The organism is Methylobacterium sp. J-078, assembly GCF_022829285.1.
Classification (GTDB): domain Bacteria; phylum Pseudomonadota; class Alphaproteobacteria; order Rhizobiales; family Beijerinckiaceae; genus Methylobacterium.
This window is the reverse complement of sequence record NZ_JAKSYI010000052.1, coordinates 1-25,303: the sequence shown is the minus strand read 5'-3', so window position 1 is coordinate 25,303 and position 25,303 is coordinate 1. Positions and strand designations below refer to the sequence as shown.

Annotated in this window: 31 protein-coding genes and 1 pseudogene; 18 read left to right on the top strand and 14 right to left on the bottom strand. The window is 66.0% G+C overall.

Features of this window, described 5'->3' with window-relative positions; genetic code table 11:
• Positions 1-8: 8 nt before the first annotated feature.
• From MKK58_RS05840 to MKK58_RS05810, 7 genes are all read right to left on the bottom strand, one after another.
• Positions 9-2,579, bottom strand: coding sequence for a histidine kinase dimerization/phosphoacceptor domain -containing protein (locus MKK58_RS05840; RefSeq protein ID WP_243911198.1), 2,571 nt, complete (start codon positions 2,577-2,579; stop codon positions 9-11).
• Between the two features lie 14 nt (positions 2,580-2,593).
• Positions 2,594-3,064: a response regulator gene (locus tag MKK58_RS05835; RefSeq protein WP_243911197.1), complete on the bottom strand. Its 471-nt coding sequence runs from the start codon at positions 3,062-3,064 to the stop codon at positions 2,594-2,596.
• Positions 3,061-4,182 (bottom strand): PAS domain-containing protein, encoded by a 1,122-nt coding sequence (locus MKK58_RS05830; protein ID WP_243911196.1) that lies wholly within the window; start codon positions 4,180-4,182, stop codon positions 3,061-3,063. The genes MKK58_RS05835 and MKK58_RS05830 overlap by 4 nt, the downstream gene beginning before the upstream one ends.
• A 185-nt stretch (positions 4,183-4,367) precedes the next feature.
• Entirely contained in the window at positions 4,368-4,700 is a 333-nt protein-coding gene (locus MKK58_RS05825) for a hypothetical protein (protein ID WP_243911195.1), read from the bottom strand.
• 77 nt (positions 4,701-4,777) lie between these two features.
• On the bottom strand, positions 4,778-4,987 hold the full coding sequence (locus tag MKK58_RS05820; protein ID WP_243911194.1) for a hypothetical protein: 210 nt from the start codon (positions 4,985-4,987) through the stop codon (positions 4,778-4,780).
• Between the two features lie 500 nt (positions 4,988-5,487).
• Entirely contained in the window at positions 5,488-5,703 is a 216-nt protein-coding gene (locus MKK58_RS05815; protein WP_243911193.1) for a hypothetical protein, read from the bottom strand.
• Positions 5,700-6,326, bottom strand: coding sequence for a sigma-70 family RNA polymerase sigma factor (locus MKK58_RS05810; RefSeq protein WP_243911192.1), 627 nt, complete (start codon positions 6,324-6,326; stop codon positions 5,700-5,702). The genes MKK58_RS05815 and MKK58_RS05810 overlap by 4 nt, the downstream gene beginning before the upstream one ends.
• 250 nt (positions 6,327-6,576) lie before the next feature.
• Between MKK58_RS05810 and MKK58_RS05805 the strand changes: the two genes are divergently transcribed.
• From MKK58_RS05805 to MKK58_RS05735, 15 genes are all read left to right on the top strand, one after another.
• Positions 6,577-8,037: a helix-turn-helix transcriptional regulator gene (locus MKK58_RS05805; RefSeq protein ID WP_243911191.1), complete on the top strand. Its 1,461-nt coding sequence runs from the start codon at positions 6,577-6,579 to the stop codon at positions 8,035-8,037.
• 91 nt (positions 8,038-8,128) lie between these two features.
• Positions 8,129-8,290, top strand: coding sequence for a CsbD family protein (locus MKK58_RS05800; protein WP_243911190.1), 162 nt, complete (start codon positions 8,129-8,131; stop codon positions 8,288-8,290).
• A 57-nt stretch (positions 8,291-8,347) separates the two neighbouring features.
• Entirely contained in the window at positions 8,348-8,851 is a 504-nt protein-coding gene (locus MKK58_RS05795; protein WP_243911189.1) for a CsbD family protein, read from the top strand.
• A gap of 129 nt (positions 8,852-8,980) precedes the next feature.
• The gene (locus MKK58_RS05790) at positions 8,981-9,901 is read left to right on the top strand and encodes a PhnA-like protein (protein ID WP_243911188.1); all 921 of its coding nucleotides are present in this window, start codon (positions 8,981-8,983) and stop codon (positions 9,899-9,901) included.
• A 74-nt stretch (positions 9,902-9,975) separates the two neighbouring features.
• The gene (locus tag MKK58_RS05785) at positions 9,976-10,179 is read left to right on the top strand and encodes a CsbD family protein (protein WP_147830027.1); all 204 of its coding nucleotides are present in this window, start codon (positions 9,976-9,978) and stop codon (positions 10,177-10,179) included.
• Positions 10,180-10,246: 67 nt separating this feature from the next.
• Positions 10,247-10,684, top strand: coding sequence for a CsbD family protein (locus tag MKK58_RS05780; protein WP_243911187.1), 438 nt, complete (start codon positions 10,247-10,249; stop codon positions 10,682-10,684).
• A gap of 171 nt (positions 10,685-10,855) precedes the next feature.
• The gene (locus tag MKK58_RS05775) at positions 10,856-11,314 is read left to right on the top strand and encodes a BA14K family protein (RefSeq protein WP_243911186.1); all 459 of its coding nucleotides are present in this window, start codon (positions 10,856-10,858) and stop codon (positions 11,312-11,314) included.
• 142 nt (positions 11,315-11,456) lie between these two features.
• Complete coding sequence (locus tag MKK58_RS05770) at positions 11,457-11,672, top strand: hypothetical protein (RefSeq protein ID WP_243911185.1); 216 nt, start codon at positions 11,457-11,459, stop codon at positions 11,670-11,672.
• A gap of 119 nt (positions 11,673-11,791) precedes the next feature.
• The gene (locus MKK58_RS05765; RefSeq protein WP_238184999.1) at positions 11,792-12,292 is read left to right on the top strand and encodes a YidB family protein; all 501 of its coding nucleotides are present in this window, start codon (positions 11,792-11,794) and stop codon (positions 12,290-12,292) included.
• 104 nt (positions 12,293-12,396) lie between these two features.
• On the top strand, positions 12,397-13,527 hold the full coding sequence (locus tag MKK58_RS05760) for a chromosome partitioning protein ParA (protein WP_243911184.1): 1,131 nt from the start codon (positions 12,397-12,399) through the stop codon (positions 13,525-13,527).
• A 76-nt stretch (positions 13,528-13,603) separates the two neighbouring features.
• Positions 13,604-13,879 carry a hypothetical protein gene (locus tag MKK58_RS05755; protein WP_243911183.1) on the top strand — a complete coding sequence of 92 codons (276 nt, stop codon included), beginning with the start codon at positions 13,604-13,606 and terminating at the stop codon, positions 13,877-13,879.
• 154 nt (positions 13,880-14,033) lie between these two features.
• Positions 14,034-15,785 (top strand): LysM peptidoglycan-binding domain-containing protein, encoded by a 1,752-nt coding sequence (locus MKK58_RS05750; RefSeq protein ID WP_243911182.1) that lies wholly within the window; start codon positions 14,034-14,036, stop codon positions 15,783-15,785.
• Positions 15,786-16,072: 287 nt separating this feature from the next.
• Positions 16,073-16,300, top strand: a complete 228-nt coding sequence (locus MKK58_RS05745; RefSeq protein WP_243911181.1) for a hypothetical protein — start codon at positions 16,073-16,075, stop codon at positions 16,298-16,300.
• Positions 16,301-16,391: 91 nt separating this feature from the next.
• Positions 16,392-16,799, top strand: a complete 408-nt coding sequence (locus tag MKK58_RS05740; protein WP_056093336.1) for a hypothetical protein — start codon at positions 16,392-16,394, stop codon at positions 16,797-16,799.
• Between the two features lie 199 nt (positions 16,800-16,998).
• Positions 16,999-17,619 carry a hypothetical protein gene (locus MKK58_RS05735; RefSeq protein ID WP_243911180.1) on the top strand — a complete coding sequence of 207 codons (621 nt, stop codon included), beginning with the start codon at positions 16,999-17,001 and terminating at the stop codon, positions 17,617-17,619.
• A 478-nt stretch (positions 17,620-18,097) separates the two neighbouring features.
• Here MKK58_RS05735 and MKK58_RS05730 read toward each other — a convergent pair whose 3' ends face one another.
• The 5 genes from MKK58_RS05730 to MKK58_RS05710 form a co-directional block, all read right to left on the bottom strand.
• Positions 18,098-18,568, bottom strand: a complete 471-nt coding sequence (locus tag MKK58_RS05730) for a hypothetical protein (RefSeq protein ID WP_243911179.1) — start codon at positions 18,566-18,568, stop codon at positions 18,098-18,100.
• A gap of 242 nt (positions 18,569-18,810) precedes the next feature.
• Positions 18,811-19,662 (bottom strand): hypothetical protein, encoded by an 852-nt coding sequence (locus tag MKK58_RS05725; protein WP_243911178.1) that lies wholly within the window; start codon positions 19,660-19,662, stop codon positions 18,811-18,813.
• Between the two features lie 117 nt (positions 19,663-19,779).
• On the bottom strand, positions 19,780-20,415 hold the full coding sequence (locus MKK58_RS05720) for an NAD(P)-dependent oxidoreductase (RefSeq protein ID WP_243911177.1): 636 nt from the start codon (positions 20,413-20,415) through the stop codon (positions 19,780-19,782).
• A 167-nt stretch (positions 20,416-20,582) separates the two neighbouring features.
• Positions 20,583-21,044, bottom strand: a complete 462-nt coding sequence (locus tag MKK58_RS05715; protein WP_243911176.1) for a DUF4149 domain-containing protein — start codon at positions 21,042-21,044, stop codon at positions 20,583-20,585.
• Positions 21,045-21,108: 64 nt separating this feature from the next.
• Positions 21,109-21,387 carry a hypothetical protein gene (locus tag MKK58_RS05710; protein WP_243911175.1) on the bottom strand — a complete coding sequence of 93 codons (279 nt, stop codon included), beginning with the start codon at positions 21,385-21,387 and terminating at the stop codon, positions 21,109-21,111.
• 475 nt (positions 21,388-21,862) lie between these two features.
• Between MKK58_RS05710 and MKK58_RS05705 the strand changes: the two genes are divergently transcribed.
• The 3 genes from MKK58_RS05705 to MKK58_RS05695 all read left to right on the top strand — a co-directional run bounded on the left by MKK58_RS05705 (position 21,863) and on the right by MKK58_RS05695 (position 23,170).
• Positions 21,863-22,225, top strand: a complete 363-nt coding sequence (locus MKK58_RS05705) for a c-type cytochrome (protein WP_147750417.1) — start codon at positions 21,863-21,865, stop codon at positions 22,223-22,225.
• Between the two features lie 3 nt (positions 22,226-22,228).
• Positions 22,229-22,495, top strand: a complete 267-nt coding sequence (locus MKK58_RS05700; RefSeq protein ID WP_243911174.1) for an NAD(P)H-binding protein — start codon at positions 22,229-22,231, stop codon at positions 22,493-22,495.
• A 63-nt stretch (positions 22,496-22,558) separates the two neighbouring features.
• The gene (locus tag MKK58_RS05695; protein WP_243911173.1) at positions 22,559-23,170 is read left to right on the top strand and encodes an SOUL family heme-binding protein; all 612 of its coding nucleotides are present in this window, start codon (positions 22,559-22,561) and stop codon (positions 23,168-23,170) included.
• Between the two features lie 268 nt (positions 23,171-23,438).
• On the opposite strand, the gene MKK58_RS05690 is transcribed toward MKK58_RS05695, so the two are convergent.
• Positions 23,439-24,362, bottom strand: a complete 924-nt coding sequence (locus MKK58_RS05690; protein WP_243911172.1) for a YiiG family protein — start codon at positions 24,360-24,362, stop codon at positions 23,439-23,441.
• Positions 24,363-24,835: 473 nt separating this feature from the next.
• A pseudogene (locus MKK58_RS05685) lies at positions 24,836-25,303 on the bottom strand (hypothetical protein); the annotation flags it as partial.

The window sequence follows — 25,303 nt, the reverse complement described above, 5'->3', positions numbered from 1 at the left end:
CGTGGGCCTTAGGCGTAGACGGTGAAGCAAGCTCCGGGGTCGTTCGAGACCTCAAGCCGGGCGTCGATCTGGTCGAGCATCGCACGCACCAGCCGCATCCCGAGGCCGGTGCCCTTCGGCTTCCGCTCCGCCCAGCCTTCGGGCAGGCCCTCGCCATCGTCGCAGACCCGCATCCGCACCCCGCCGTCGTCCTGGCCGTAGATGCTGACCTCGACCCGTGCCGTACCGGCGGCGGTCGTCGCGTACTTGAAGGCGTTGGTGACGAGCTCGGTGGCGATCAGCGAGAGCGCCACCGCCTTGCGGTACGGCACCATGACCTTCGCGTCGGTGACGATGCCGACGGTCTGGCCGTCGCCGGCCATCCCCGACAGGTCCTGGCACAAGATCTCGATGGTCTGGCCGAGGTCGACCTCCTCCAGGTTCTCGGCCTGGTAGAGGCTGTCGTGGACGCGGGCAACGCTCATCACCCGCGCCGAGGTCTCGGCGAACGCCTGCTTGGCGGCCAGGTCCTCGGTCTGGCGCTGCTGCATCTGCAGGAAGGCCGAGACGATCTGGAGGGAGTTCTTGACCCGGTGGTCGATCTCCCGGCTCAGGACGTCCTTCTGCTCCAGCAGACGCTCCTTCTCGGCCAGCAGCCCCGTGAGATCGTCGATCATGCGCCGCTGCCGAAGCACCACGCCCTCCACCACCTGCGCGAGGGACGAGGCGAACGGGGCCTTCCACGACGCCCACCGCGTCGATTGCCTTCGGCGCTCCTCAACCCAGCGCTCGAACGACCGCCGTGGCAGGACGGCGGTGCCGTCGGGCTCGACCGGCTTGTTCGGATCGCCGCTCCACGACACGGTGCTCGGCACCTCGGGCTTGAACCACATCAGGAGATGGTCGCGCGCGTCGTCGACGAAGACCGCGATCAGGCCGCTGGCACGGTCGGCGAACCTGGTCGCGGGCTCGTACTGAGCGGACAGGGCATGCGTGACGAAGCTCGTGTCTTCCGACGGATGGGTCGATGCCAGCCAGTCGCGTAAAGCCAGGACCTCGTCGGGCCCCGGCGTCGTGCCCATCAGGGTCACCTTGCCCGCCGACACGACCGCCGCCGCCGCCGTATCGAACAGGTCGAGCATCGTGGTCTCGCCGACGGTGAGTGCGTCGACGAAGTCGTTCGACTGGGTCAGCTTGCGGACGAGGCGAACCTGCGTGGCCACGTGGGCCTGCTGGTCCTCCCAGAGGAGCCGGCCCTCGACTTCCTGCAGGCGCATGGCGAACGCGTCGGTCAGGAGCGCCGCGACCGCGCGCATCGCCGGCCGCACGTAGTGGGGACGGCGGTGGTGGCCGATCATCATCCCCCAGAGGACGCCGCCCACGATGATGGAGGCGGACATCGAACCGTTGACCCCAAGGTTGCGCTGGTACTCCAAGTGGATCGGCGACAGCGAGCGATGCTGCGCGAAGCTGAGGTCGATGGGGGCGTCGAGGCGGGCATCCGCCAGGATCGGCACCTGCGCGCCGTCCCGGTCGGTCACGAACCGGATGCGCGACCTCAGGTACAGCGCGCGGGCCTGGGCCGGGATGTCCGAGGCCGGGAAGTGAAGCCCGAGAAGGGAGCGCGACCAGTCGGGAACCATGTCCTCGGCGATGGCCTCGCCGTTCCAGTCCGGGTCGAAGCGATAGACGAGGACGCTCTCGAAGCCGGTGACGGACCGGATCTCGCGCGCCGCCGCCGCCGCGACCTCGGCGACGGTGCCGGCATTGCGGAGGCGGGCGACGGCGACGCCCGTGCTGACCGACCTTGCGGGACCGAAGTCGTCGGACCGTTCCGGCACCGGCTCCAACTCGACGAGCACCCGCCCGGCATGGGCGTGGCACACCACGAGGAACGGCTCCCCCGTCGCATCCGGCAGGCGCATCGTCCGGTCGACGAAGCCGCCCTCCGCAAGCCCTCCGGCTGCAAGGGCGGAACGGATCTCATCGACGAACGACGCCGGCAGCAGCGCGTCGAGCCCTCGCCCGATCAGCGGCCCGTCCACCGGCAGGTGGGCATCCGCCACGTTGGCGCTGTGGGCGACGACGCCGAGGGTCGCGTCCGCAACCAGCAGGATGGCGTCGGGTTGGATCGACCCCGGAACGTGGATCGGCTCGCGCTCGCATTGGCTCGCATCCACCGGCCGCGCGCGCACGCGTCGCTGGACCTCCGCGATGCCCTCGCGCCCTATCCCGTCCGCCACGGGCGTCATCGTGATCCAGTGCACGCCCGGGTGCTCGGCGGAGACCATGTGCAGGTCGGCGCGAACGGGCCGTGGAGCCTGGTCGAACGCGAAGGTTCCGTTCGCGTCGACGCCGGAGCCGCGCACGCCGGCCAGGAACCGGCCGTAGCCGCGCGGGACGTTGGCGCCCGGCGCGAGGTCCCGGAAGAAGTCGCGGCCGGCCATGGCGCCGACCGGGACGCCCAGCAGGGACGCGGCGGCCGGGTTGCCGGCCAGCACGATGCCGGCGTCGTCCAGGCGGACGACGCCGTCGGCAAGCCCGTCGAAATCCTCGGGCGAGAGGCTCTCGTAGGCCGTGACGGTCCGTGGTCCGGGCATCGGCTGTATCGCGGTCATGGAAGCGCCGCCCCGAACTCGGCGTCGCGAAGCCCGATCCGCTCCATGAACCAGGGCGCCAGCCGGATGCCCGGCGGCTTGACGATCCCCGGCGGGGGTGTCCGCACGCATTCCTCAAGGAATGGAAGCGCCGCGCCGAACACCTTCTCGGAGAACGGCTTGGGGATCACGGCGGCCGCACCGTCGAGGTCGTCGGGAAGGAGGCGAACGTTCGCCGTCATGAACACGATGGTTAGGCCGTCGACCGCGCGCATCGCCCGCGCGGCCTCGATCCCGGACGAGCCGCCCTTCAGACGAACGTCCACGAAGGCGATGTCCGGCTTGGTCTCCACGGCGAGGGCGACCGCCTCGTCCTGCGAGACGGCGGTGCCCACGACCTCGTGGCCGGCGTCCTCGAACAGCATTTCCAGCTGCATCAGGATCAGCGCCTCGTCCTCGACGATCAGGATGCGCAACGGCTCCCTCATCGCGCTGCCGCCTTCTCGACCGCATCGTTCGGGAACCGGACGACGACGCGCGTGCCGAGTTCGGCGGGGAGCCTCTCGACGCTGGCTCCAAGTTGCCGTGCGAGCGTCTGCAGCAAGCGTTGTCCGAAGGACGTGGGATCGACGGCGATGCCCGCCATCCCGGTACCGTCGTCGGTGACCTCTAGCCGGACGTCGGGTCCGTCCGGTTCGACGACCACGACGATCTTGCCGCCACGCCCGTCGGCGAAGGCATGCTTGAGCGCATTCGTCACGAGCTCGTTCAGCATCAGCGCGACCGGGGCCGCCTTGTCGACGGCCGTCACCACGGATTCCAGTTCCAGTCTGAGTCGGATCTCGGAACGCCCGCTGGCTTGGACCAGCTCGGTCGCGAGCTCTCGGGCGCAATCGGCGACGTCGAAGCGGGTCACATCGTCCGACACGTAGAGAAGCCGGTGCACAGTTCCCAGCGCCTCGACGCGATCCAGCATCAGGCGCATCTTCTCCTGGGCGTCGGGGTCGGTGAAGGTCCGGGCCTGCATCCCCAGCAGCGAGGAGATCATCTGCAGGTTGTTCTTCACGCGGTGGTCGACCTCGTGGACGAGCATGGTCTTGGCGGCCAGCGCCTCGGTGAGCTCGCGGGTCCGCTCGATCACCTGGCGCTCGACGTCCGCCTTCTCGTTCCGGGTCTGGAGGTGGGCGTCGACCCGATGGGTGACGTCGAGTTGGGAGGCGAAGAAGTACAGGAGCTCGCCGTCCTCGTTGACGACGGGGCTCATGTAGAGCGCGTTCCAGAACCGCGTGCCGTCCTTGCGGTAGTTCAGCAGGTCGACGGCGATGTCCCGGCGCGCCTCGACGGCCTCACGGATGCGGCGGACGTCGTCCCGGTCGGTGTCGGGCCCCTGAAGGAAGCGGCAGTTGGTGCCCATGATCTCGTCGCGGTCGTAGCCCGACAGCGTGCAGAACGCGTCGTTGACGAACACGATGGGATTGTCGGGCAACCTCGGGTCGGTGATGATCATCGCCATGCGTGTCGCCCGGATGGCGGCCGCGAACGGATCACCCTTGCCGTGCTCGGCCTGGAGGCGGTCGGTCAGACGCCAGGCTTCGGCTGATTCCATGTCCTAGCGTATTCCCATCGGGGTTGCGGAGGATGCGGACGGCACCCGTGCCATCGCCGCTCTCCCTCTCAAGCGCGCGCAATCTAATCGAACCGAGCATGAACGGCAAAGCCTGGGGTCACCCGCGGTCGGGTTGTTCCTGGCCCCTTTTCTCCCGGCTTGGCGGCGCGCTGGAGATCCTTGCGTCACGTTTGGGGCACGACGCCATGTGGATCGGGAATCGAGACGGCCTCGCCCGGCGTAGGTTCCGCCGCGGCGGCCCCGGGCTCCGGCGCCGCCGCCGATGACGGCGAATGGCCAGCCTCGACGAGCGAGCCGATCATCGCGAGAAGTCCGCGCCGTTCCGGGGAACCCAGGTCGGAAGCGAGGAACTCCGGGATCGCGATCCGAGCCGGCGTCCCCCCGGATGGGCCGTTCGGCTCGTGGAAGACGAAGACGTCCGCTGGATCGTCACCGTGGCAAAGGAACCAGCGGTCGTCGTTGGAACTGGCATGGATCAAGGTCCTGACGGTCGTCATGGAAGGCTCCGCTGGTGGATCGACATGCCGAAGGGGACCGGCGCTCCGAGGTGCCGGTCCCCTTCCTGGCTTGTTTCTCAGACCGGTCGCAGACCGTCCTGGGCAAGGTATCGGACCATGAGTTCGGCCGTGGCCCGAGCCGCGTAATCCTCTGGTGGTTCGTCCTCGCAGGGCGGGACGACTTCCGTCACGCGAAGGCCGTCGAGGATCGCCGTGAGTTCGGAACGTGCCATCCCGGACTCGATTGCCTCCTGGACGGCGCGCGCCTCGTAGGCATGCAGCGCCACGTTCAGGCGCGGATTCCCGGGTCCGTCGGTGTCCCCGGAAGGTGATCGGGACCAATGCCAGGTTCGAACGGCTCCTCGATGGGTGGCTCCTCGTAGGGCGCGGATGGCTCGTCCGGCCCGAGCGGTCGTTCGCCCGGAAAGGGCCGCGGCGGCATCTCCGATGGGATGTCACCACCGGGGATGGGATCGGGCATGCCGGGATTGGCCAACGTAGGATACTCCATAGCCAGTCGTGAAAGATGGCCTACGGGCCGGACGTGCGCCCGGAGCGGCACGACGCCCGGCCCTGCGGCCATGCCGGACCTGATCGGGGGACTTATGTGGTCCGGCACAACTTCGAAAATCGCTCGCCGTTCGCTTCATCGCGCTCGGCGATGTCGGAGAGATATGACCGCCGCGAAATCGCTCAATGATGCAGATGCATCAAATTGGCAGGTCCTGATTTGGTAAAATGCAGTGCGCGTCGCGTTATTGCTGATCGGTGCGCAGTCAATCGCCGGCTATGGCGACGACACGGAGGGAAGCGGCCTCGGGAATCCGGCCAGGCTCTCGAAATTTCCTCCGTAGCCGAGCGCGACGGCCTTCCAGAATGCTAGCCGCTGGTCGGGCGCGCGGTCCCGCAGATAGCTGTCCAGTGCGGTATGGACCTGGGCGGCAAGGGGCGCGGGATCGAACGGGCGGAAGACTCCTTCGTCATCGAGGGCAGGCGCGGTCATGTCAGGCCGAGGGTCATGGCAAGGCGTTCGCGCGCCCGGCTCCCGCGGCTCTTGATGGTGCCGACTTGACAGCCCAGGATGGCGGCCGCGTCCTCGTGGCGAAGCCCATCCACCGTCACCAGCAGCAAGGTCTCGCGCTGCTCCTCGGGAAGGGCATCCAGAGCGGCTTGCAACTCGAACAGGGCAATCCGATGCTCCTGGTCGGGAGCCGAGGACAGTGTCCCCGCCATGATCCCATCGACGTCCTCGACCTCGCGTCGCAGGCGCTTGCGTTGGTTCAGGTGGGTGTTGCGCAGGATCGTGAACAACCACGCGACGAGGTTGCTACCCGCCCTGTACTGATCTTGGTGCTCCCAGGCCCGCATCAGCGTCGCCTGGACCATGTCGTCCGCCTCCGCGGCGTTGCCGGTGCGAACGAGGGCGAAGCGGCGAAGTCGAGGCACCAGCGCGATGAGCTCGTCGCCGAACGCCTTCATGCCCTCCTGTTCTGTCACCGTGTCGCGCAGGGCGGCCCGAAGCCTAAGGAGCACCTGGCCGAGCTGCGTATCAGGGTGGACCGCGTCCGTTCGTGGGATGAGCCCGTCGAGTTGCCGCCCGAGCAGATCCTGGACATGGCGGGGCAATCCCTCGCCCTGCGAAGGTCTGTTGGAGATTATGCTTAAGTACATGTGAGGAGATTCAACCTTCTTCCGGGAGACGACCGGATCTTTCCGCCCCTCTACGGTAGAATATGCGTGTCCGGTTTTGGCTGATCGTTCACGATCCCGTCAATGATCCAGATATACCAACCAATCATTCCCACTCACTGGAACCGTGCTCCGCACTCGCCTGTTACGGCCTCGCTTGATCCAAGCAGGGGGAGGGTGGTGGCAGGTGACAGTCGGCGTCGACAGGCATGAGCTCCGGCAGATCATCGCCGGCCTCAGCGAAGGCGTGATCCTGGTCGAGCCTGACCAGACCATCGCCTACGCCAACGAGGCCGCGCTCGCGATGCACGGGGCGGATAGCGTCGGCGAGCTCGGCGAGACGGTGGACGCGTACCGCGAGCGCTTCGCCCTGCGCTACCGCAACAATCACACCCCGAACCAGTATCCGATGGAGCGCGTCGTCTCCGGCGAACGCTTCCACGACGTCATCGTCGACGTGAAGCGGACCGACCGGCCGGACGTCGACTTCGTCCACTCCCTTCGCAGCCTGGTCGCCACCGACCGCGAGGGCAATCCGAGCTGCCTCGCCCTCATCCTCAAGGACGTCTCGGACCAGTTCGAGGCCGAGGAGCGCTTCGAGGCCACCTTCAACGCCAACCCGGCCCCGGCGGTGATCTGCCGGCTCTCGGACCTGCGCCACGTCAAGGTGAACCTCGGCTTCCTGGAGATGACCGGCTACACCCGCGACGCCGTCATCGGCCGCAGCGTCTACGAGGTCGACGTGCTGGCCGGGGCCCGCAGCCGGGACCTCGCGATCTCGCGCCTCAACAGCGGCGGTACCATCCCGCAGATGGAGGCCTGCCTCGACCTGCCCGACGGGGGCAGCCGCTACGTCATCGTCGCCGGCCAGCCCATCGAATTGGGCGACGAGCCGTGCATGCTCTTCACCTTCGCCGACCTCGACCTGCGCCGGAAGGCCGAGACGGCCCTGCGCCAGAGCGAGGAGCGCTTCGCCAAAGCGTTCAACATGACGCCGGTGCCGACCCTGCTGGCCCGCGCCGATGGCTTCGCCGTCACCGGCGTCAACGAGGCCTTCACGCGGGTGTTTGGCTACGGCGCCGACAAGGTCTCCGGGCGCTCGCCAGCCGATCTCGGACTCTGGGTCCACGATGCCGCCCGGATCAAGTTCGAGTCGGCGGTGGCGCGCACGGGCTTCGTGCTCGGCCTGGAGGTCTGCCTCAAGCATGAGGATGGGACCAACTTCGATTGCCTGGCCTCGGCGGAGCGCGTGGAGATCGGCTCGGAGACCTACGCCTTGATGGTCCTACAGGACATCACCGAGCGTAAGCGCACGGAGCGCGAGATGTTCGAGGCCGTCGAGGCGGTGATGGCCGACACGTCATGGTTCAGCCGCGGCCTCATCGAGAAGCTCGCCAACCTGCGCCGGCCGGGTGCCGACCACGCCGACGGCATCGTCCCGAACGTCTCGGTGCGTGAGCGCCAGATCCTGGACCTGATCTGCCAGGGGCTCGGGGACGACGCCATCGCGAAGCGGCTCAACCTGTCCAAGAACACGGTGCGGAACCACTCGGCGTCGCTCTACCGCAAGCTCGACGTGCACAAGCGCTCCGAGGCCATCGTCTGGGGCCGGGACAACGGCTTTCCGTTAACCCAACCGAACAAATAAAATTACCTGACTGGTACATCTGCATCATTGCTTGCCGGCATAGGCAGGCCACTTGATGGGTGTGTCAATCGCCCAGGCTTTAGAGCATTCCGTGAACGCGCAGAAGACGACCGACACGTCCGACAAGATCAAGGGCTCGATCAAGGAAGCCATCGGAAAGTTGGTCGGCGACCCCAAAGTCGAGGCCGAGGGCAAGTCTCAGCAAAAATTACCGAAGTCCGACGCGAAACCGAAGACCACCTCTAAGCCGTAGCTTCGGTCAGGCGTCGCACCCACGAACACTATCCCCGACGAACACAGGAACAACGACATGGTTGATACGGATCGCATCACCGGCGCCGCCAAGGAACTCGGCGGCAAGGTGCAGGGCGCGGTGGGCGACCTCACCGGGTCGAAGCGGGACTCGGTCGAGGGCCGCGCCCGCGAGGCGCAGGGCACCGCCGAGAACCTCTACGGCCAGGCCAAGGACACCGTGCGCGACGCCGCCGAGCACGTCGCTGACACCGCCCGCGACATCGGCGGCAAGGTCCGCGATACGGTCGGCAACCTGATTGGGTCCGACGACGTCGAGGACCGCGCGCGCCGCGCCCAGGGTGCTGCGAGCGACACCTACGAGCGCGGTGAGCGTTACGTCCGCAGCGCCGGCCGCGAAGCCTACGACCGGGCCGAGGACGCCTACGAGAACGGTGGCCGCTACCTGCGCGAGGGGGGCCGCGAGGCCACGAGCCAGATCGCCGAGCATCCCATCGCCGCGCTGCTCGTGGTCGGCCTGCTCGGCTACGGCCTCGGCCTGCTCATCCACGGCCGCGACTGATCCGCAGGCCCATGATCTTGGTCCGACCGCGCCGGGACTGCGCGGCCGGACCCTGACGTTCCACCCCACCGACCAACCTCTCGAACGACCGAACGACTCGGACGACCGACCACCCGGAGTAGCTACAACGTGTCCTCTTCCCCTCTTCTCGCGACTTCTTCCGCCGCGGCCTCGGCCGACACCCGCACCGTCCTGCTGAACCAGGTTTCTTGGGGCGCCATCTTCGCCGGCGCCGTCACCGCCCTGGTGACCCAGGTCATCCTGAACATGGTCGGCGTCGGTGTCGGCCTGTCCAGCGTCGGTCCCGTGGCCGCCGACAACCCGGCCGCCTCGACCCTCTCCCTGAGCGCCGGTATCTGGTTTGTCGGCTCCGGCATCGTCGCGGCCTTGGCGGGTGGCTTCATCGCCGGTCGTCTCTCGGGCAAGCCGATCAACGGCGCGGCCGGCCTGCACGGCCTCGTTTCCTGGGCGGTGACCACCCTGGTGGTGCTCTACCTGCTGACCTCGGCGGCCGGTGGCCTCATCGGCGGGGCCTTCTCCGGCGTGACCAGCACGCTGGGCGGCGCCGGCTCGCTCGTCGGCGGCACCGTGCAGACCGCGGCCCAGGCCGCGGCCCCGTCGCTGTCGAAGATCTCGAACCCCTTCGACGGCATCGAGCAGTCGGTCCGCAACCAGGCCGCCGGCCAGGACCCGCAGGCCGCCAAGGACGCCGCCGTCGCGGCGATCCGCGCCCTGTTCACCGGTGACCCGGCCCAGAAGGCTCAGGCCGAGAACCGCGCCGCCGACGCCCTCGCCAAGGCGCAGGGCATCCCGGTCGACCAGGCCAAGGCCCAGATCCAGGACTACAAGAAGCAGTACGAAGAGACTGTCGCCACCGCCAAGGTGAAGGCCGAGCAGGCCGCCGTCGTCGCCAAGTCCGCGGCCACCCAGGGTGCGTTCTACGGCGCGCTCGCCCTGATCCTCGGTGCGCTCGCCGGCTTCTTCGGCGGCCGCCTCGGTGCCCCGAAGCTCCACACCCTTGCCGACGCCTACGACGCCCGTCGCGTTTAAGCCGATCCCCGGCCGGTCACCGCGACCGGCCGGCCCCCATCAGATCGTCATCCTCTAACCGAAGGAGCCATCCCATGAGCAGCACTACGGACAAGCTCAAGGGCCTCGCCAACGAGGCCGCCGGCAACGTCAAGCAGGCCGCCGGCAAGGTCACGGGCAACGACAAGCTGGTCGTCGAGGGCAAGGCCCAGGAACTCAAGGGCGAGGCCCAGCGCACCGTCGGCGAGGCCAAGGACGGCGTCGCCTCGGTGGTCGACAAGGTCACCGGCAAGCGCTGATCCGAGACGGCGGCGGGGAACCCGGACGGGTCCCGTCGCCCCACCATTCGAACCTAGGGAGTATCCCATGAACGGTGACCAGTTCCGCGGCGCGTCCCGCCACCTCAAGGGTCGCGCGCAGACCGCCGTCGGCGGCCTCACCGGCGATCCGGCCCGCCAGGTGCGCGGTGCCGTCAACCAGGTGGCCGGTGGGGCTCAGTACGCCTACGGACGCGCCCGTGACCGCGCCGAGGATCTCATCGACGACGGTCGCGACATCGCCCACGAGGTCCGGGATCGCACCGGCAACCTGATCGAGGACGGGCGTCACCTCGTTGACGAGGCGCGCGACCGTGCCGGGAACCTGATCTCGGACGGTCGCGACTTCGCCCGTCATGCCCGTAAGCGCGGCACGACCTATGGCCGCCAGGCCGCCCGCTACGCCGACGACAACCGCACCTCGACCCTGCTCGGCCTCGCCGCCGTCGCTTTCGCGGTGGGCTGGCTGTCCCGCTCCAAGCGCTGACCCACCAAACCGGAGATCACACCATGATCCGCAAGCTTCTCACCGCCTTCTTGCTCCCGAAGGTCATCGCCTACGTCAGTCGCCGCTTTTCCGGTCGCTCCGGCACCCCGCCGAACCGCCGGGGCTACTGACCTTCCCCCACCCGAAACCGATTCAGGAAAACCATCCACGATGAAGCTGACCCTCGCCCTCGCCGCCACCGTTACAGCCACCCTGGTTGGATTGCCGGCTTATGCCGCACCGACCTCCACAGCACCTATCGAAGCACTCGTTCGCGGCGACCTGCCGACCGACTACGTCCAGTACCGGCGCTTCGGTCACCGTCACGGCTGGCGCGGTGGACGTGGCTACGGGCGGGGCTACGGGCGGGGCTATGGCTACGGTCGCGGTTATGGCTATCGCCGCGGACCCGGCGTCGGCGCCGCGGTGGGTGCGGGCGTCGCCGGCCTCGCGGCGGGTGCCATCATCGGCGGCGCCATCGCCAACTCTCAGGCTCAGGCTGCCCCGGTGGTCGTGCAGGGCGGTCCCGGCCCCGAGGCAGTTGCAGCATGCGCCCGCCGCTTCCGGTCCTACGACGCGTCGAGCGGGACCTACCTCGGCAACGACGGCGACCGTCACACCTGCCCGTAACCATCCAGACCACCGGGCCCGCCACGGCTGCTGGTCCGGTGCCACGACGGAATAGCTCCCGGACGACTCGCGGATTCGCGGATGTCTCGTGTTGCTGACACCCCGCAGACATCCGCGAACTCAATCTGAAAGCTGAACGTCCATGCGCCCGTATTTCGCCGGCTGGGCGGCCATCCAGCAACTCTGGCTATTCGTCGTCGCGCCTTTGCTCGGCGGTGCCGCCGCCGCTGGCCTCTACGCCTCGATGCGCGCCCTCGACCCCGTGCTCCAAATGCCCGAGCGGCAGGGTCTGCAGGCGCTGGCGGGCGAGACCGAACAGGGGATGGAGAAGGCCGGCATCAAGCCGACCGAGTTCTAGCAGCCCGCTCCCCCACACCTGCCTGACGTGATGCCAGGCAGGATTACGGTCGCCGGCACGGCGGCCGAGCCCCCGCGGGCGGACACCCGTCCGACCCTCACAACCGACAAGGACGACCGATGAGCAAGGGCTATCCCTCGATGACCGCGCTGCTCGGCCTGCTGGCCGTGGCCGGATACCAGAACCGCGATAAGCTCGCCGAGCTCCTGAAGGGCCACGACACACCGTCCAGCCCCTCCCTAAGCCCGAACCACGGCACCGTTCCGCCGATCCCGAACACCGCTTCCAACACCAGCTCCACAGGCGGCATCGGCAACCTCGGCAGCCTCCTCGGCGGTCTCGGCACCGCCGGTGTCGGCGGCCTGATCGCCAGCGGCCTAAGCGAGCTTGTTGACCACTTCACCAAGGGCGGCCACGGCGAGACTGCGAACTCCTGGGTCAACCAGGGCACCAACCGCGACATCCCCGAGGCCGACCTCGAACGCGCCATCGGCCCCGATACCCTGGATCACCTCACCCAGCAGACCGGCCTCAGCCGTAGCGCGCTCCTGTCTCGCCTCTCGCGAGAGCTGCCCTCGGCCATCGACCGCTACGCCACCGACGGCCGCTCGCCGGCCTGACCCCACGATGCGGCCGGTGCTTCAGGGCGCCGGCCACACACAACGCCGGGCGACGCCGCGCCGGGGTTCGATCCACCGCCTTTCCCCGAGCTTGCGAGATCCCCATGGCCATCGATTACCGTTCCGAACTCCGGCGCCCCTTACCCTTCAGCCTCGCGGTGGTGGCCGCGGTCCTGCTGGTCTGGCTCATCGTCGCCTCCATCGCCGGCGCGCGTCAGCGCAGCGCTCGTGACCACCGCATCGAGGACCTGCAGACCCAGCAGACGGCACTCCGGACCGACCTGGACCGGCAGATATCCACCGCCGGTACGCTGACCGCGCTCCAGGCCAAGATCGCCACCGCCCAGCAGCAGGACCAGCAGGCAAGCAAGGCCGCCGAGGAGGCGAAGTCCCGTGCTGCAGCCCTGACCAAGGAGCAACAGGCCGCCGAGGCCAAGGCGACCGAGGCGAAGAAGGCGGCCGAGGCCGAGTCGCAGAAGCTCACCGACCTACAGTCCCAGGTCTCCCAGGCCGAGGGGAAGCTGACCCCGCTGCGTGAGGCCATCACCACCGCCGAGAAGGCCGCCGTCGACCGGACCCAGGATCTCGCAGAGGTCGGACGCCGCCTTGAGGACGCCCGGGTGCAGGAGGCCAAGCTCCGCGCCGACCTTGCGACCATGACCCAGGAGGCGACCGCCAAGACCGCCGACCTCGCCAAGGCCGAGGAGCGCCAGCAGAACGCCCGCGAGGCTGCCGCCGCCGCCCAAAAGGAGCTGGCCGAGGCCCGGACCGCGACCGATCAGGCCGGCAAGCAGCGCACGGATACGGAACAGGCCGTCGCTGCCCTGACCGCCAACAAGGAGAAGCTCACCACCGAGATCGAGCAGGCCAACCGTGATGCCCAGCAGGCTCGCGATGCCCTCGCGAACGTCCGTAAGGAACTCGCCGAGGTTCAGGCGCAGCGCGACCGCGTCGTCTCCGAGCGAGGTCAGGCCGAGCAGGCGCTGCAGAAGCTCTCAGCCGACCGCGATGCCGGCACGGCCGCCCTCGATGCCCTGCGCAAGCGCCAGACCGACGCGCAAGGAGAGCTCGCCACGCTGACCGAAACCCTGGCGACCCGCAACGAGGCCGGGACCCTCGACGAGCGGCTGGCTGCGGCGCGCCAGGACCTGAGCACCGCCCAGGCGAAGCTCGCCGAGGTCCGTCAGCAACTCGCCAACCCGCCTGCCGTCGCGCCGAGCCAGCCGGCTCGCTGAGACACCGTCGACCCTACGCGGGCAAGCTCCCGCGTAGGGTCACCCGTTCGGCCCCACCGCACGAAAAGACCGCACGATGAACATCCGTATCCTCGCCCTGACATCGCTTGCCATCGCAGGCGCCCTGGTCGTTTCCCGGCCATCCACGGCGCAGGAGGGTCCCGAGATGGAGGCCATGCGGGCGAATTGCGGGGGTGATTACCTTCGCCTGTGCGCTGGCATGAAGCCGGGCGGGCCGGAGGTGAAGGCATGCTTCAAGCGCAATCGCCAGAATCTTTCTCCGGGATGCTCCGGAGCCATCGCCGCCTACGAGCGGTCCCGTGCCGGATCGTCCGGCGAGGCCGACGACTAACCGTACCGACAACGAGAAAGGGTGCCTCGGGCCACCGGAGGGCGCGGTGCCCCTGCCCAGGGGCGTGTTCCAGGGCATCCGCTCCGACCGAACAAATGCCCGATGACCGGGAGCCCCGGACGGTGATCACGGCGGCATGGGAGACGACAACACTATGCTGACCCGCCTGAGCCGCGCCTTCCTCCGGGTGTTCCCTGCAATCCTTCTTATCGTCGTGGGATTGCTCGCAGCCCTGTTCCGTAGACGTGGCGGTTCCCGAAAGGGGGCGACGACGCTCGTCCCGCTACCCGCCAGGCAAGCCGCACCTCCGATGCGTCGCCGCGGAGCTGCCATCGCGCTCCTTGCCCTCCTTATCGGGATCGGGCTGATCCTAACCTTGGTCGGCGGTGATGGCGCCTTTTGGCGGCTCGGGTCGCCGCTTCCTTCCTCGAACGGCGAAGGCGGGCGACCGGTGGCGGCCCTATCGCGGCCAGAGGTCGACGCCAGCAGAGGAAACACGTCGGAACCGGTCGCTCGGGATAGACCGGTGATTGAACGAACGCCGGGCGAACCAGGCGTGGCGATGGCCCCCGGCGCCCCTGACCCAAGTTCCCCATCGTTCGATACCGTCCGCGTCGAGCCGAACGGGGAATTCGTCGTCGCCGGGCGAGCGACGCCGAACGGCACCGTGGAGCTTCTGATCGACGGCAAACCCACCGCCCGGGCGGTCGCCGATGGGAACGGCCAGTTCGCCATCGTCCCGCCGGCCCTCCCGGCCGGCAACAGCGAGGTCGGCCTTCGGGCCACCGATGCGAAAGGCATTGTTCGCCAATCGCGGGACAGCGTCGCGGTGGCCGTCGCGCCATCGCGCGATGCCAAGCCGTTGGTTGCCCTGACCTCGCCCGACAAGCCGACCGTGGTGCTGTCGCAACCGGGTTCGTCACGGACGGTGATCCACTCTGTTCCCGATGCGGTGTCCACTCGACGGGCGACGGCGGACGCCGCATCCCCGTCCCGGCGAGGCTCCGGCGAAATTGCTTCGACCAATGGCGCCTCGAACGCCATCGGCGAGAACGATGCGGTCCGGTCCGGCCGGACCGGGGTCGGCGACGGCCCCGACGCGAAGGTCTCGGATCGAGCCGCATCCAAAGGGATCGGGTCCCGCTCCTCGGAGGCGCCTCAGGCCCCACCACCGGAGCGGGCGGTCGTGACGGGATCGGCGGAGGCCCCCACCAAGGTCGTCAGCGTCGATGCGCAGGAGGGCGGCCGGCTGTACGTCAGCGGCCAGGCTCCCGCCAGTGCGACCGTACGGCTCTACCTCAACGATACCCTGATCGCCCCCGCCACGGTCGGTCGGGACGGCATCGTCACCTTCACAATCGGCCGAGGCGTCAAGCCGGGGGACTACAAGGTCCGGCTCGATCAGGTCGATGCCGCCTCGGGGAAGGTTCACAGCCGCGTGGAGGTACCCTTCTCGGTTCCTCATGATGCCCGGATCGCCGGGACGGGCCGTTCGGTCCTGGCACCAACCGAGGCATCACCCGGCAGGAAGGTGGCGTCGAACGCGTCCCCACCAGCGGCAGTCAGGCGACCAAGCGAGAACGAAGGCGCGTCTAAGGCGCCTCGGGATTCCATATCCGGCACGTCGGAGACCAAACCATCTTCTGATACCGTGAGCGATCCGCTCAGGCCCGAGGCCGTCCCCGGCGCCGTCTACGTGCCGGAGGTGAGGACCGCCCGGATCGAGCGCGGCGACAGCCTTTGGGCGATCAGCCGGCGGACCTACGGCGAGGGCGACCGGTACACGGCGATCTACGACGCCAACCAGGACCAGATCCGCGACCCGGACCTGATCTATCCCGGTCAGGTCTTCGTGCTGCCGGCCGAGGACGCCATCGATGCCGGTTTGGGCGAAAAGCGCGGCTGAGGAGAATCAAATCGTGACCAGACTCACCAAGGCCGTGACCTATGTCCTCGCCGCCGCGGCCGTCTCCATGCTCGTCATCGTCGTCCTGCAATCGACGAGCATGCTGGCGAGTTCATGAGGACGCCGATGGCCTGGAGGTTCCCATCACGATTGGCCTCGTTCGGTAGCATGCCGAGATAGGTCCTGTTCGAACCTGATGGTCTTCGATCCCTGCACTGACGGGATGGGGCAGGAACGGTATCATCGCAAGGATGTTTCTGGTCCCTCAGCCTAAGCCGGAGGCGTCCATGCGTATCATGCCGTCTATCCAGACCATGTTTTCAGTGCAGAAGAATTCGAGTCTTTCCGGAACAGAGAAAAACGGCCGTATCCGCATTCACGCCGCTCGTCGTGAGGATCATGCAAGCATCTATCCAACCGGACAGAGCTACACCTGGGGAGGGCCGACCACAGCCTCGAACGGGTTCGCGCCGGCTATAGGCTACGATGCATACCATGGGGGCAACGGCTACTGACCCTGTGACGTGTTGTACCACACCTAACGCCGGAACGGTTGAGCTGGCGAGGTTGTTTCTGGCCCACATCTCGAAAGATAGGAGCTATCGAATGCGCAAGCTCGCACTTGCATCAACGGCGCTGCTTGGCCTCGGCCTGCTGGCATCGGCACCCGCCGAGGCTCGCGGCTGGGGCGGCGGTTACGGCCACGGCGGCTACGGCTACGGCGGCGGTTACCGCGGTGTCGGCTTCCGCGGCGGATACGGTGGGTATCGTGGATACGGCGGCGGCTATGGTCGCGGCTACGGCTATCGTCGCGGCATCGGCCCAGGCGCTGCCATCGGCCTCGGCATCGCCGGCCTCGCGGCGGGTGCCATCGTGGCGAACAGCTACGGCGGCTACGGTGGTTACGGGTATGGGCGTCCGGTTGGGTACTACGGCGGCTATGGCTACGCCCCCGCCTACGGCTATGCACCGGCCTATGGCTACGGCTACCCGGCCTACGGTTACGGGTACTGAGAAAAGTACGTCACCGGTTCGTCATCTGACGTGATGGGTCCAGATAAGAATGCAGTGTGCTTGGAGTAATCCAGGCGCGCTACATTTGTTTTATCAATGAACACACCGAAATATTCGCGCAAACCGCATAAATTTAATCCAATAGTTTGAACTTAATAATAAGATCCGGGTTGGTCGTTTGATCGATCAAAGGATGAAAATGTCACGTTTCAAGATGCTTTGCGGTTTCGCGGCCCTTTCGACCCTCGGGTTCATGAACGCAGCCGCCTACGCACAGGAGGTTGGTCCCTGTTCCGACGACATCGCCAAGCTCAAGCGCGAACTCGGGACCCAGGTCGGCATGGGGGCGCCCGTTTCGCAGCCCGATACCGGCCAGCGCAAGGGACCGAACGACGGGTCGGCCGACCAGACTGCGAGCACAGCCGGATCCAAGGCCAAGCCCGTTGGCAACGCCGAGACGGATCGCGCGCAGGATGGCGGGGCGTCCCGGACGACGGGCGGATCGCCAGGCACGGTCGGCGGCGTCTCGGGTCCCGTCGCGGCTGCGGCTGGAACCGGCCAGGCCGACTCGGTTGCAAGCGGGCGGATCGCCACTTCGCCGGCCGACGTCCGGGCCCAGTCCGAGAACAAGCCGACCGCCGCCGTCGAGGCGTCGAAGGGTGGTGAACCGACCGCCTCGGCGAACCTGTCCGCCGAGGACAAGGTCTCTCAGGCCAAGACCGCCCTGCAGCGCGCGACCGACCTCAATGCAAAGGGCGACCAGTCCTGCCGCGATGCCGTCCAGCAGGCTCGTTCGTTGATGCCGCAGCAGGGGCGCTGAAACGCATCGCTCTTGAAACGAATGGATCGCAAGGCTCGTCTAAAACAGGACCTGCCTTGCGCTTCTATCACGGGGTCACCGCACGACTGCCTGCGTCCTGAAAGATTCAGCCGTCTTGCCCTAGGACCGCCGACGCAAACTTTCATCCGCCGACGCGACGAGATCCCATATCGACCAGTCCTAATGGGACACGACATGCTGACCTGATGGTCGCCCGTCCAGTGTCTCTCGCGACTTTGACGCGGATACGCGTAAGCTTGGACTCTAAGTCAGAACTGGATCACGCCGTAGGCGTGGTGGCGACCTTCGCTTCTATGCAAAGCTGTCCATAAGCAGGCCTTCTGAAATCGACCCAACCCGGCCGTGCAGATAGCCATCGATGTTCTCGTAAGCGGCCGTTTGTATTCCAGCCGGTTTATTGAAGGCGTAAAGCTGTATCCAGGGATATGGCTAATGCATCAGAGGCAATTCCTGCGTGTTACGATGTAGTGCACGGATCGACGTATTGTTTTAATACGGCGAGGTCCGCGAAGGGCGCCGGCCATAGCACGATTCGGTAGTGATCTGCCCCGTCGAGTCCGTCGTCACTGAGGGTTGCTAGCCCACCGTGATGGGATCTGACACGATAGGTGCCTGGTGGAACCGTCAGGATGTCAATCGATCCCCCTGTGCATTCGTGAATTTCCAGCTTGCCCGATGGTAACGCGAGACTGGCCTCGGTGACATGATCCCAGACGTCGAGAGCGAGCTTGGGCGGTCCGTCCATGATCTCGACCTCGACAGGCACTTCCATGTTGCGCTCGGGCTGAACGACGACCAAGAATGGTGCGGTTTTGATGCGGCGGACCGTATCCGTCTCCGTGTACTCCGTGGGCGCCTCCGGGCTCGCCCCATGATCCCACATGTAAAACTGGTGGTAGTCAGCCAAAATACTGTAGTGCTTGATCATGTCGGGTTCTGTCGTTTGTGGTGGGCGTTGGTTGCGACCCTGTCAAATTGAGGACATTTAGCTGAATTAGGTAAATCTAACTTATGCCGAAATATGAATTAGTCGGATTTGGCATATTTCTCAAGTCAAATCAAGTCGATATTGTTGACTTTAGATACAAGCCGGACGCGATTGAAGATGGAATTTCTTTTTGAATTTGGTCGGAAATTAAAATAATGCACGGCAAGCTTCGGAACAAGCGACTATAGGTGGTAGGCCACCCCGGCAGCCCAATGCTCCGGGAAACGGCGGTAGGCGGCTATGGCTACGGCCTCCCAGTCCGCGTCGTCCGGAAGGCCAAGCCAGGCGAGGGTCTCCTCCGGATCGATCTGGGGCCAGGCCCGCAGCCAGCGGAGCCGGTCCTCGACCGCGCCGGGCGGGAGCAGGATTGCACCCGGGAATGCGCTCGCGAGGCCGGCCTGAGCATCCTCCGATAGGCGCGAGACCATCTCGATGTTGGCGTCGGCCTCGACGACGACCTCCTCAGAAGGTTCGGACCCGAGGGCGTCGGCGAGCACGCCGGTGACGTTCGCGAGGATGGTGCGGCCGGTATCTGGACCGGACGAGACGGAGGCAGTCCTCCGCACGCCCGGCCGGCGGCGTTCGCCGATGATGCGCCCGTCAAAGCGGCCACCGAGATCCCACCAGTCCCATCGTCCGAGAGGGTTGAGCCAGCGTCCATAGCCGCCGGTGGCGGGGTGACGCTCGATGTCCCGGACATAGGCTTTTACGAAGGCATCGAGGTCGGGCTCGACGTCGGCGAAGCGCACCCGCCACCGGTGAAGGCCGCGGCGCGCCATCTCGGCATTGATCGCGCCGATGTCGAGGTGCCAGTGCGGCTCGCCCTCGATCAGGGTTCCCCGGCCCTCTTCCCGAGTGAAAACGAACTTGGTCAGGTGAATGGTGCGTACTTCGGCGGTCTCGTCGTGGAAGGCCAGCCACTTGTCTGGGACGTCGCCCTTGCCACCGCGTTGGAAGGGCGCCAGCGAGGCGCGAATGGCTTCGGCGGGCGCGAGATCCATGACCGGCAGGATGACGTAGACGGAGGCGAACATGGTGGATCGGCCTGGGTCTCGGGCTGAAGTTGCGCGACTCAGAAGGTAACGCATACCGCGTGACGGCACCCGTCACGGATTACGGATTTCGGGATGCCTGGGTCCAGTTGTGGTCGATCAGCCGATCAGGACGACGGCCTTGCGTACGTAGGTTGGCTGGTCGACCTGTCCGACGATGAAGTGCGCGACGTCGGCCCGTGAGATCAGGCCGTTCCGCCACGACGAGGGTTCGGTGAGAACCTTGTAGCGGCCGGTCGCCGATCCGGGCGTGAGAACCCCTGGCCGAACGAACGTCCAGTCGAGGCCGCTCTTGCGGATGCGCATCTCCTGCGCATCCTTGTCGTCGTAGGCGCGACCAAAGACGAGCCGGAACGGTACGCGTTGAAGCAGGCCAATGGAGTCCCTGCTGTCGCCCGTGCCGAAGCCGGTGACGGTCAGAAGGCGCTTGACCCCGGCCTTCTCCATGGCCGGCACCAGCACGTTGGTCGCGTTCGAGAACAGCGTCACCGGGGGGAGCAGGTCCTTGACCGGCACCCCGAGCGCCTGGACGACGACGTCAACGCCGTCGAGGGCGGCGGCGACATCGCCAGGCTTCAGCGCGTCGCCCGTGAAACGCTCCAGGCCCGCACCGGACTTTGTCATGGTCGTGGCCGAACGCGCGAAAGCCCGGACGCGGTGTCCAGCCGCGAGCGACGCTTTCACGGTCTCCAGGCCGATACCCTTGCTAGCGCCGATGACGAGAACGTGGGCCATGGTCGTTTCCTAGTTGGCGGGATGCGCGACAAGACCCGATCAACCGCGGACACGCCATGCGGTCGCTTGACTGGCTGGTCTACGGTTCGATGACCAAGCTGTCCTGGAAGCCCGAGATCTCGTTGGCATGCCCCAGGCGTTTACGCAGTCCCACTGATCGAACGCGGCTAGGTGGAAAGTCTTAGGATCGCAGCGGACGACCCGACGATGTGGGCCAGGGTCACCAGGACGGACCCTGTATGAAGGACCTTAAAGCGGGTGCGATTCCCCATGTCGGTCGCCCCATTGATCGCCGGCATGAGGACTTGGCGCGCGAGGAGTGCCGTGAGAGCGATCAATCCCAGGATGAGTGCGGATGGCATATCGAGGGTTGCCGTCAGTGCCGTGCCGCTAAGGGCGCACGCTATGACGAAAAGATAGAAATGTGGGAAGGCGCGACGCAGGAGGGGACCAGCGGCGTCAGCGGGCAGTGCACTAAAGAGAAACGATGCAAAGCCGAACGAGTACAGGACCATCCCGCCGAACAGGAGGGCCGTCACGAGGATAGCCGCTTGCGAGAGCATCATTCCAAACCTCAATAACTTTAACTCGCCCTTGTGGGCGGCATTCGGTTCGCTCGGCTGCGCCAATGCCGTCCCCTTCGTCGTGAAGCGCTTCTCTGCTTCAAGGCCGAGGAAAGAGGAGGGCCGGCGCTCAGATCGAGTCTTCCGGTTTCTGCTTCGTACAGGCCATAAACACATCGCTGATCGCCAAGTCGGCATGCGCACTCATGCCCGCAGCGTCATTGAGGCAGGACAGCACATCCTTGCGCGGAGCATCTCCTTCGCTGGATTTCTCCAACTGCTGCAGCAGGAGGTCCCTATCCGCACCCGTTGCGGCGCTCCAGTCCCGCAGGGTGTCCTGCGGTTGCAACGCCAAGGCCGGCGTCGCAACCGATGCCAGCATCACGATCAGTAAAGAGCGAACCGGCATCTTGGATGTCCCCCAATCGAGGTGGCCCTGAAATAGTCAGCCGCTACTTGATTATACCGCTTCAAAGGGCCTGGTGAACGAGCACAACGGCGGCAATCCAAGTCGGCAATTGTGTTTTCCTCTAGCGTCCACTGGTAGAAAGACGTGACTTGCCGTGGAGCTCCCTGGGCAGTGAACCACGTTCTTGGTTGCAATAACGCTATCTGTGAAGCCGAACTGCGTTGACGATGCGCCTTACCACCGCATGTGACGTGCATCGGGGCCGTCGCGCTGGATCGCGCCGCTGGCGCCTACAGATCCTCATGGAGCCGATAGGTTGAATTTTATCCGCAGCGGCCTGGCTTCTATTGGCCGCATACGCTTTCCTCCAGCTGTGACCGGATCCGCCCTAGGTTTGTTTTAGCGCCTCAAGTTCTGCGGTGTGGCCAATCGGTCACGAGCAGACGTCGACTGCCGCACCTGGAGATCCACACCGATGCGTACTCACCTTCTCGCCGCCGCCTTCGCAATCATACTCCCCACCTTCTCCGCGCAGGCCCAGGATGCGGCTGCCGGCGAGAAAGTCTTTACGGCCTGCAAGGCTTGCCATGCCCTCGGGAAGAATTCTGTCGGGCCAAACCTTGTCGGGGTCGTCGGACGCAAGGCTGCTTCCTACGAAGGCTACAACTATTCAACTGCCCTCAAGGAGTCGGGCATCACGTGGGATGAAGCCAATCTCAAAGAGTGGCTGATTGGCCCTGCTGCCAACAAGGTCAAGGGCACCAAGATGGTCTATCAGGGCCTCAAGGACGACAAGAAGGTCGCGGACGTCATCGCCTACCTGGCAACACTGAAGTAGGCGTTGCCGAAGCCCTCGCTGAACGTCTTCATTGTCGGAGACTCTGGAAAGGTCGTCCGTCGGCTTGCGCGCATGCTCGGCGATAACGGTCATGTCGCCAAGTCGCTGCATCGCAAGCCGGAACAGGCCGAGGGCCTCGCTGCCTTAGGAGCGATGGTGGTTCAGAGTAATCTGACCGAGATGTCCATTGATGCTCTGGCCGCGCTCATGGCCAGCAGCGACGCGGTCTTCTCGGCCGGACAACTAGTCGGCCTACATGACCGACGTTAGACACCCGACTGCAAACGACCGCAGACCCTTTGCGTACCCTCATGACCAAAGGATGCCTGGACGATGGACAAGGTCCTCTACTACCTCGTGACTTTGCTTGAGTCCGCGCTTTCGGTTGTAGGCATCCGCGGGACCTATGAAGAGCCGCGCTATGCGGTCGTCGAGCAACTCGACCGTGGGGTCGAGGTGCGGGCCTACGAGGGACGCGTTGCTGTCGAGACGGATGCCAGGGGACAACAGGATGGGGAGGCGTTCGGCCGGCTTTTTCGCTACATCACCGGGGCGAATGGCGGCGGTCAGCGCATCGCCATGACGACGCCCGTCGAGAGCGAAGGCCGCCTGATCGCGATGACGGTCCCGGTCGAGCAGGGCGCCCGGGGAACGATGCGGTTCTACCTGCCGAGGGCGGTCGTCGAAGCCGGTGCGCCGGAGCCGACCGAACCTGGTGTGAGACTGGTTCGCATCCCGCCGGAACGATTGGCCGTCCTACGCTTCTCCGGCACCGCATCGCCTGGGGCAAGGGATGAGCAAGCCCACATCCTGACGACGGCCTTGGAAGCTGCTGGGCGGAAGACGGCGGAGCAGCCCTTCTTCATGGGCTACGATCCGCCGTTCTCCGTGCCCTTCCTGCGCCGGAACGAGGTCGCACTACGGCTGCAGTCTCCCTCGTCATGAGTTGCGCTACCGAATCGGCACGCGTTTAGACAGCTTCGATTGGGCCGAGTGGCTCAGGGGTCGGTGGCTCCGCAGGCGGATCGATCTCAGGCACCTGAGGTCCGGGAGAAGGGTCGCCGATGGGCGATAGGGGATCGTCTCCGGGGCATGGCGTGTCGGACTGCATCATCTGGCTTCCTCGTCATCCCGGCGAAGCGCGCGCCGCCGAGATGAAATGTGGATCGTATGGGACGGTCCTGTCAGCGCCAGCAGCGTCCGGTAGGACCGCCTAACGCGGGAAACGGGTCGCCATCTGCGAGGACGAAATCAGTGTGTTGTAGTCGTTCACGATCCAGGTCGTGTCGATACGGCCGCGGCGTGCGTCGCCCTTCGCGCGGCCGAGCTTCTCGCGGAACTCGCGTAGCTTGCCGAGCCAGGACGCCGGTCGGCCCTCGAAGCCGGAGAAGGAGCCCGGCTCGGCCGCGGCAAACTCGTCCATGCTCCTGACGGCCGAGGCATAGGTGGCAAGTGCGGCGTCGAAGGCCGGTAGGTCAACGACGGGCTTAGCTTCGCGCGGGAGCAGTTCCACCACCGGACGCGCTCGTAGCATGACGTTGGCGACGACCCAGCGGGCCTTGCGGCCTTCCCGCTTCTCGATCAGCGCGAGCTCGGCCTCGTCGCTCTTGAGCTTCTCCCGCGCAAAGAGCGGTTCGAGCTTCGCCCGTTCCTCCAGGAAGGCTTTGCCGGCCGGCGCGAGCTTGGCATGCAGCGTCTTGCCCTCCGCCATCTTGTCGACCTTGTAATCCGCCCGCTCGTAATAGCCGTTCGCCTGTGCAATCAGCGGGGCGAGCGTTTCATAGGCCACGACATACGGTGGGATGGCTGCGTCGAGCTCCGCCATGCGGGGTTCCGCATCCACGGCCGCCTTCGCCTTCGCGATCTCGTCGCGTACATCATAGAGTGAGTAGAGCCCGTACACGATGCTTTCATGACCTGTCGGGCCGGTCTTCATGTTCACCCAGCTTCCGTAACGCGCCATCGACTCCGAGGCGCGGAGCGTCCGATTCAACAGCCCGACGTAGGCGTTCAGCTTGCGGATGACGGCTTGCGAGGCGACCGTTTCCGGACCGGCCGGGACCGAGGTCTGCGCAAAAGCTGGAACGCAACCCATGATGACGGCCAGGAACACGGCGCGACGGGTTGGGAAGGTCATTGGATAGCCCCTCGTGATGAGGCGGGTGGGTAGCATTCCAACCGCGCGACCGAAAGCGACGACAGGCGGTCGTGCGGGTCACGCCTGCGGAGTTCAATAATGGCCGGGTTGGCGCCCTTAGGGCGGTACGGCGCGAGGGAAGCGCTCCCTAAGCGCTCGCAACCCCACCGTAGCTATCGGTCCACGTGGCCAAACGCATTGCGCTTGCGAAGCAGGCCATAAGGCCACCCCTAAAAATGGGGGGCCGCCTGTTTCGTAATATCTATTTAATGGGACACGACATGCTGACCTGATGGTCGCCCGTATAGCCTCTCACTCGGACTTGACGATTTTCCGTGGAAGGTTGTGCTACAAGTCATAATTCAATCGCCCGCTGGTGTGATGGTGACTTCGGCTCCTACGCACAATGTCCGTAAGAAGAATTTCTAAAATTAGACCATATTAGATATTCACCTAACTTCACTTGATTTAGGCTAGAGGTACTTGAGCCAGGCGATATCGCGACGTGCCACTTTGTAGCGCGAGAACCAGGCCGTCGGCCAGTACAAGGGTACGACCAGCCCGACGTACCAGGCCAGAACCCAGCCATAATTTGCTACGCCGAACACGCTGCCCTGCGTCGGCCCCCAGATGGCGGCGGCACCGTGATACAGGAGCCGCAGGATCGTCAGGTGGAGCAAGTAGAAGAACATCGGCGCACCGCCGAACACCGCCAGGGCCAAGACGACCGAAGCGTCGCGCATCCATTCAAGCGCGACGAGGAACAGTGCCCCGATCCCTAGTGTCAGCAGCAGGAACAGCAGCGAGGGGGGATACTTCGTTAGCGAGACAAAGCTCATCGTGGTCCGAAGCGGATCGCCCTCGACCACGAACCAGGGCTTGTCGCCGTAGCCGTTCGCCAGACGCAGCGCCATGAAGGCAACGAGCATCCTGCAGCCGAG

What these genes read in the sequence shown, in the direction of transcription:
- MKK58_RS05735 (WP_243911180.1), top strand. Translation starts at nt 16,999, where the DNA reads ATGTCACGTTTCAAGATGCTTTGCGGTTTCGCGGCCCTTTCGACCCTC.
- MKK58_RS05745 (WP_243911181.1), top strand. Translation starts at nt 16,073, where the DNA reads ATGCGTATCATGCCGTCTATCCAGACCATGTTTTCAGTGCAGAAGAAT.
- MKK58_RS05695 (WP_243911173.1), top strand. Translation starts at nt 22,559, where the DNA reads ATGGACAAGGTCCTCTACTACCTCGTGACTTTGCTTGAGTCCGCGCTT.
- MKK58_RS05710 (WP_243911175.1), bottom strand. Translation starts at nt 21,387, where the DNA reads ATGCCGGTTCGCTCTTTACTGATCGTGATGCTGGCATCGGTTGCGACG.
- MKK58_RS05705 (WP_147750417.1), top strand. Translation starts at nt 21,863, where the DNA reads ATGCGTACTCACCTTCTCGCCGCCGCCTTCGCAATCATACTCCCCACC.
- MKK58_RS05690 (WP_243911172.1), bottom strand. Translation starts at nt 24,362, where the DNA reads ATGACCTTCCCAACCCGTCGCGCCGTGTTCCTGGCCGTCATCATGGGT.
- MKK58_RS05725 (WP_243911178.1), bottom strand. Translation starts at nt 19,662, where the DNA reads ATGTTCGCCTCCGTCTACGTCATCCTGCCGGTCATGGATCTCGCGCCC.
- MKK58_RS05720 (WP_243911177.1), bottom strand. Translation starts at nt 20,415, where the DNA reads ATGGCCCACGTTCTCGTCATCGGCGCTAGCAAGGGTATCGGCCTGGAG.
- MKK58_RS05740 (WP_056093336.1), top strand. Translation starts at nt 16,392, where the DNA reads ATGCGCAAGCTCGCACTTGCATCAACGGCGCTGCTTGGCCTCGGCCTG.
- MKK58_RS05835 (WP_243911197.1), bottom strand. Translation starts at nt 3,064, where the DNA reads ATGAGGGAGCCGTTGCGCATCCTGATCGTCGAGGACGAGGCGCTGATC.
- MKK58_RS05780 (WP_243911187.1), top strand. Translation starts at nt 10,247, where the DNA reads ATGAACGGTGACCAGTTCCGCGGCGCGTCCCGCCACCTCAAGGGTCGC.
- MKK58_RS05760 (WP_243911184.1), top strand. Translation starts at nt 12,397, where the DNA reads ATGGCCATCGATTACCGTTCCGAACTCCGGCGCCCCTTACCCTTCAGC.
- MKK58_RS05730 (WP_243911179.1), bottom strand. Translation starts at nt 18,568, where the DNA reads ATGATCAAGCACTACAGTATTTTGGCTGACTACCACCAGTTTTACATG.
- MKK58_RS05765 (WP_238184999.1), top strand. Translation starts at nt 11,792, where the DNA reads ATGAGCAAGGGCTATCCCTCGATGACCGCGCTGCTCGGCCTGCTGGCC.
- MKK58_RS05795 (WP_243911189.1), top strand. Translation starts at nt 8,348, where the DNA reads ATGGTTGATACGGATCGCATCACCGGCGCCGCCAAGGAACTCGGCGGC.
- MKK58_RS05825 (WP_243911195.1), bottom strand. Translation starts at nt 4,700, where the DNA reads ATGACGACCGTCAGGACCTTGATCCATGCCAGTTCCAACGACGACCGC.
- MKK58_RS05775 (WP_243911186.1), top strand. Translation starts at nt 10,856, where the DNA reads ATGAAGCTGACCCTCGCCCTCGCCGCCACCGTTACAGCCACCCTGGTT.
- MKK58_RS05755 (WP_243911183.1), top strand. Translation starts at nt 13,604, where the DNA reads ATGAACATCCGTATCCTCGCCCTGACATCGCTTGCCATCGCAGGCGCC.
- MKK58_RS05770 (WP_243911185.1), top strand. Translation starts at nt 11,457, where the DNA reads ATGCGCCCGTATTTCGCCGGCTGGGCGGCCATCCAGCAACTCTGGCTA.
- MKK58_RS05815 (WP_243911193.1), bottom strand. Translation starts at nt 5,703, where the DNA reads ATGACCGCGCCTGCCCTCGATGACGAAGGAGTCTTCCGCCCGTTCGAT.
- MKK58_RS05830 (WP_243911196.1), bottom strand. Translation starts at nt 4,182, where the DNA reads ATGGAATCAGCCGAAGCCTGGCGTCTGACCGACCGCCTCCAGGCCGAG.
- MKK58_RS05750 (WP_243911182.1), top strand. Translation starts at nt 14,034, where the DNA reads ATGCTGACCCGCCTGAGCCGCGCCTTCCTCCGGGTGTTCCCTGCAATC.
- MKK58_RS05840 (WP_243911198.1), bottom strand. Translation starts at nt 2,579, where the DNA reads ATGCCCGGACCACGGACCGTCACGGCCTACGAGAGCCTCTCGCCCGAG.
- MKK58_RS05785 (WP_147830027.1), top strand. Translation starts at nt 9,976, where the DNA reads ATGAGCAGCACTACGGACAAGCTCAAGGGCCTCGCCAACGAGGCCGCC.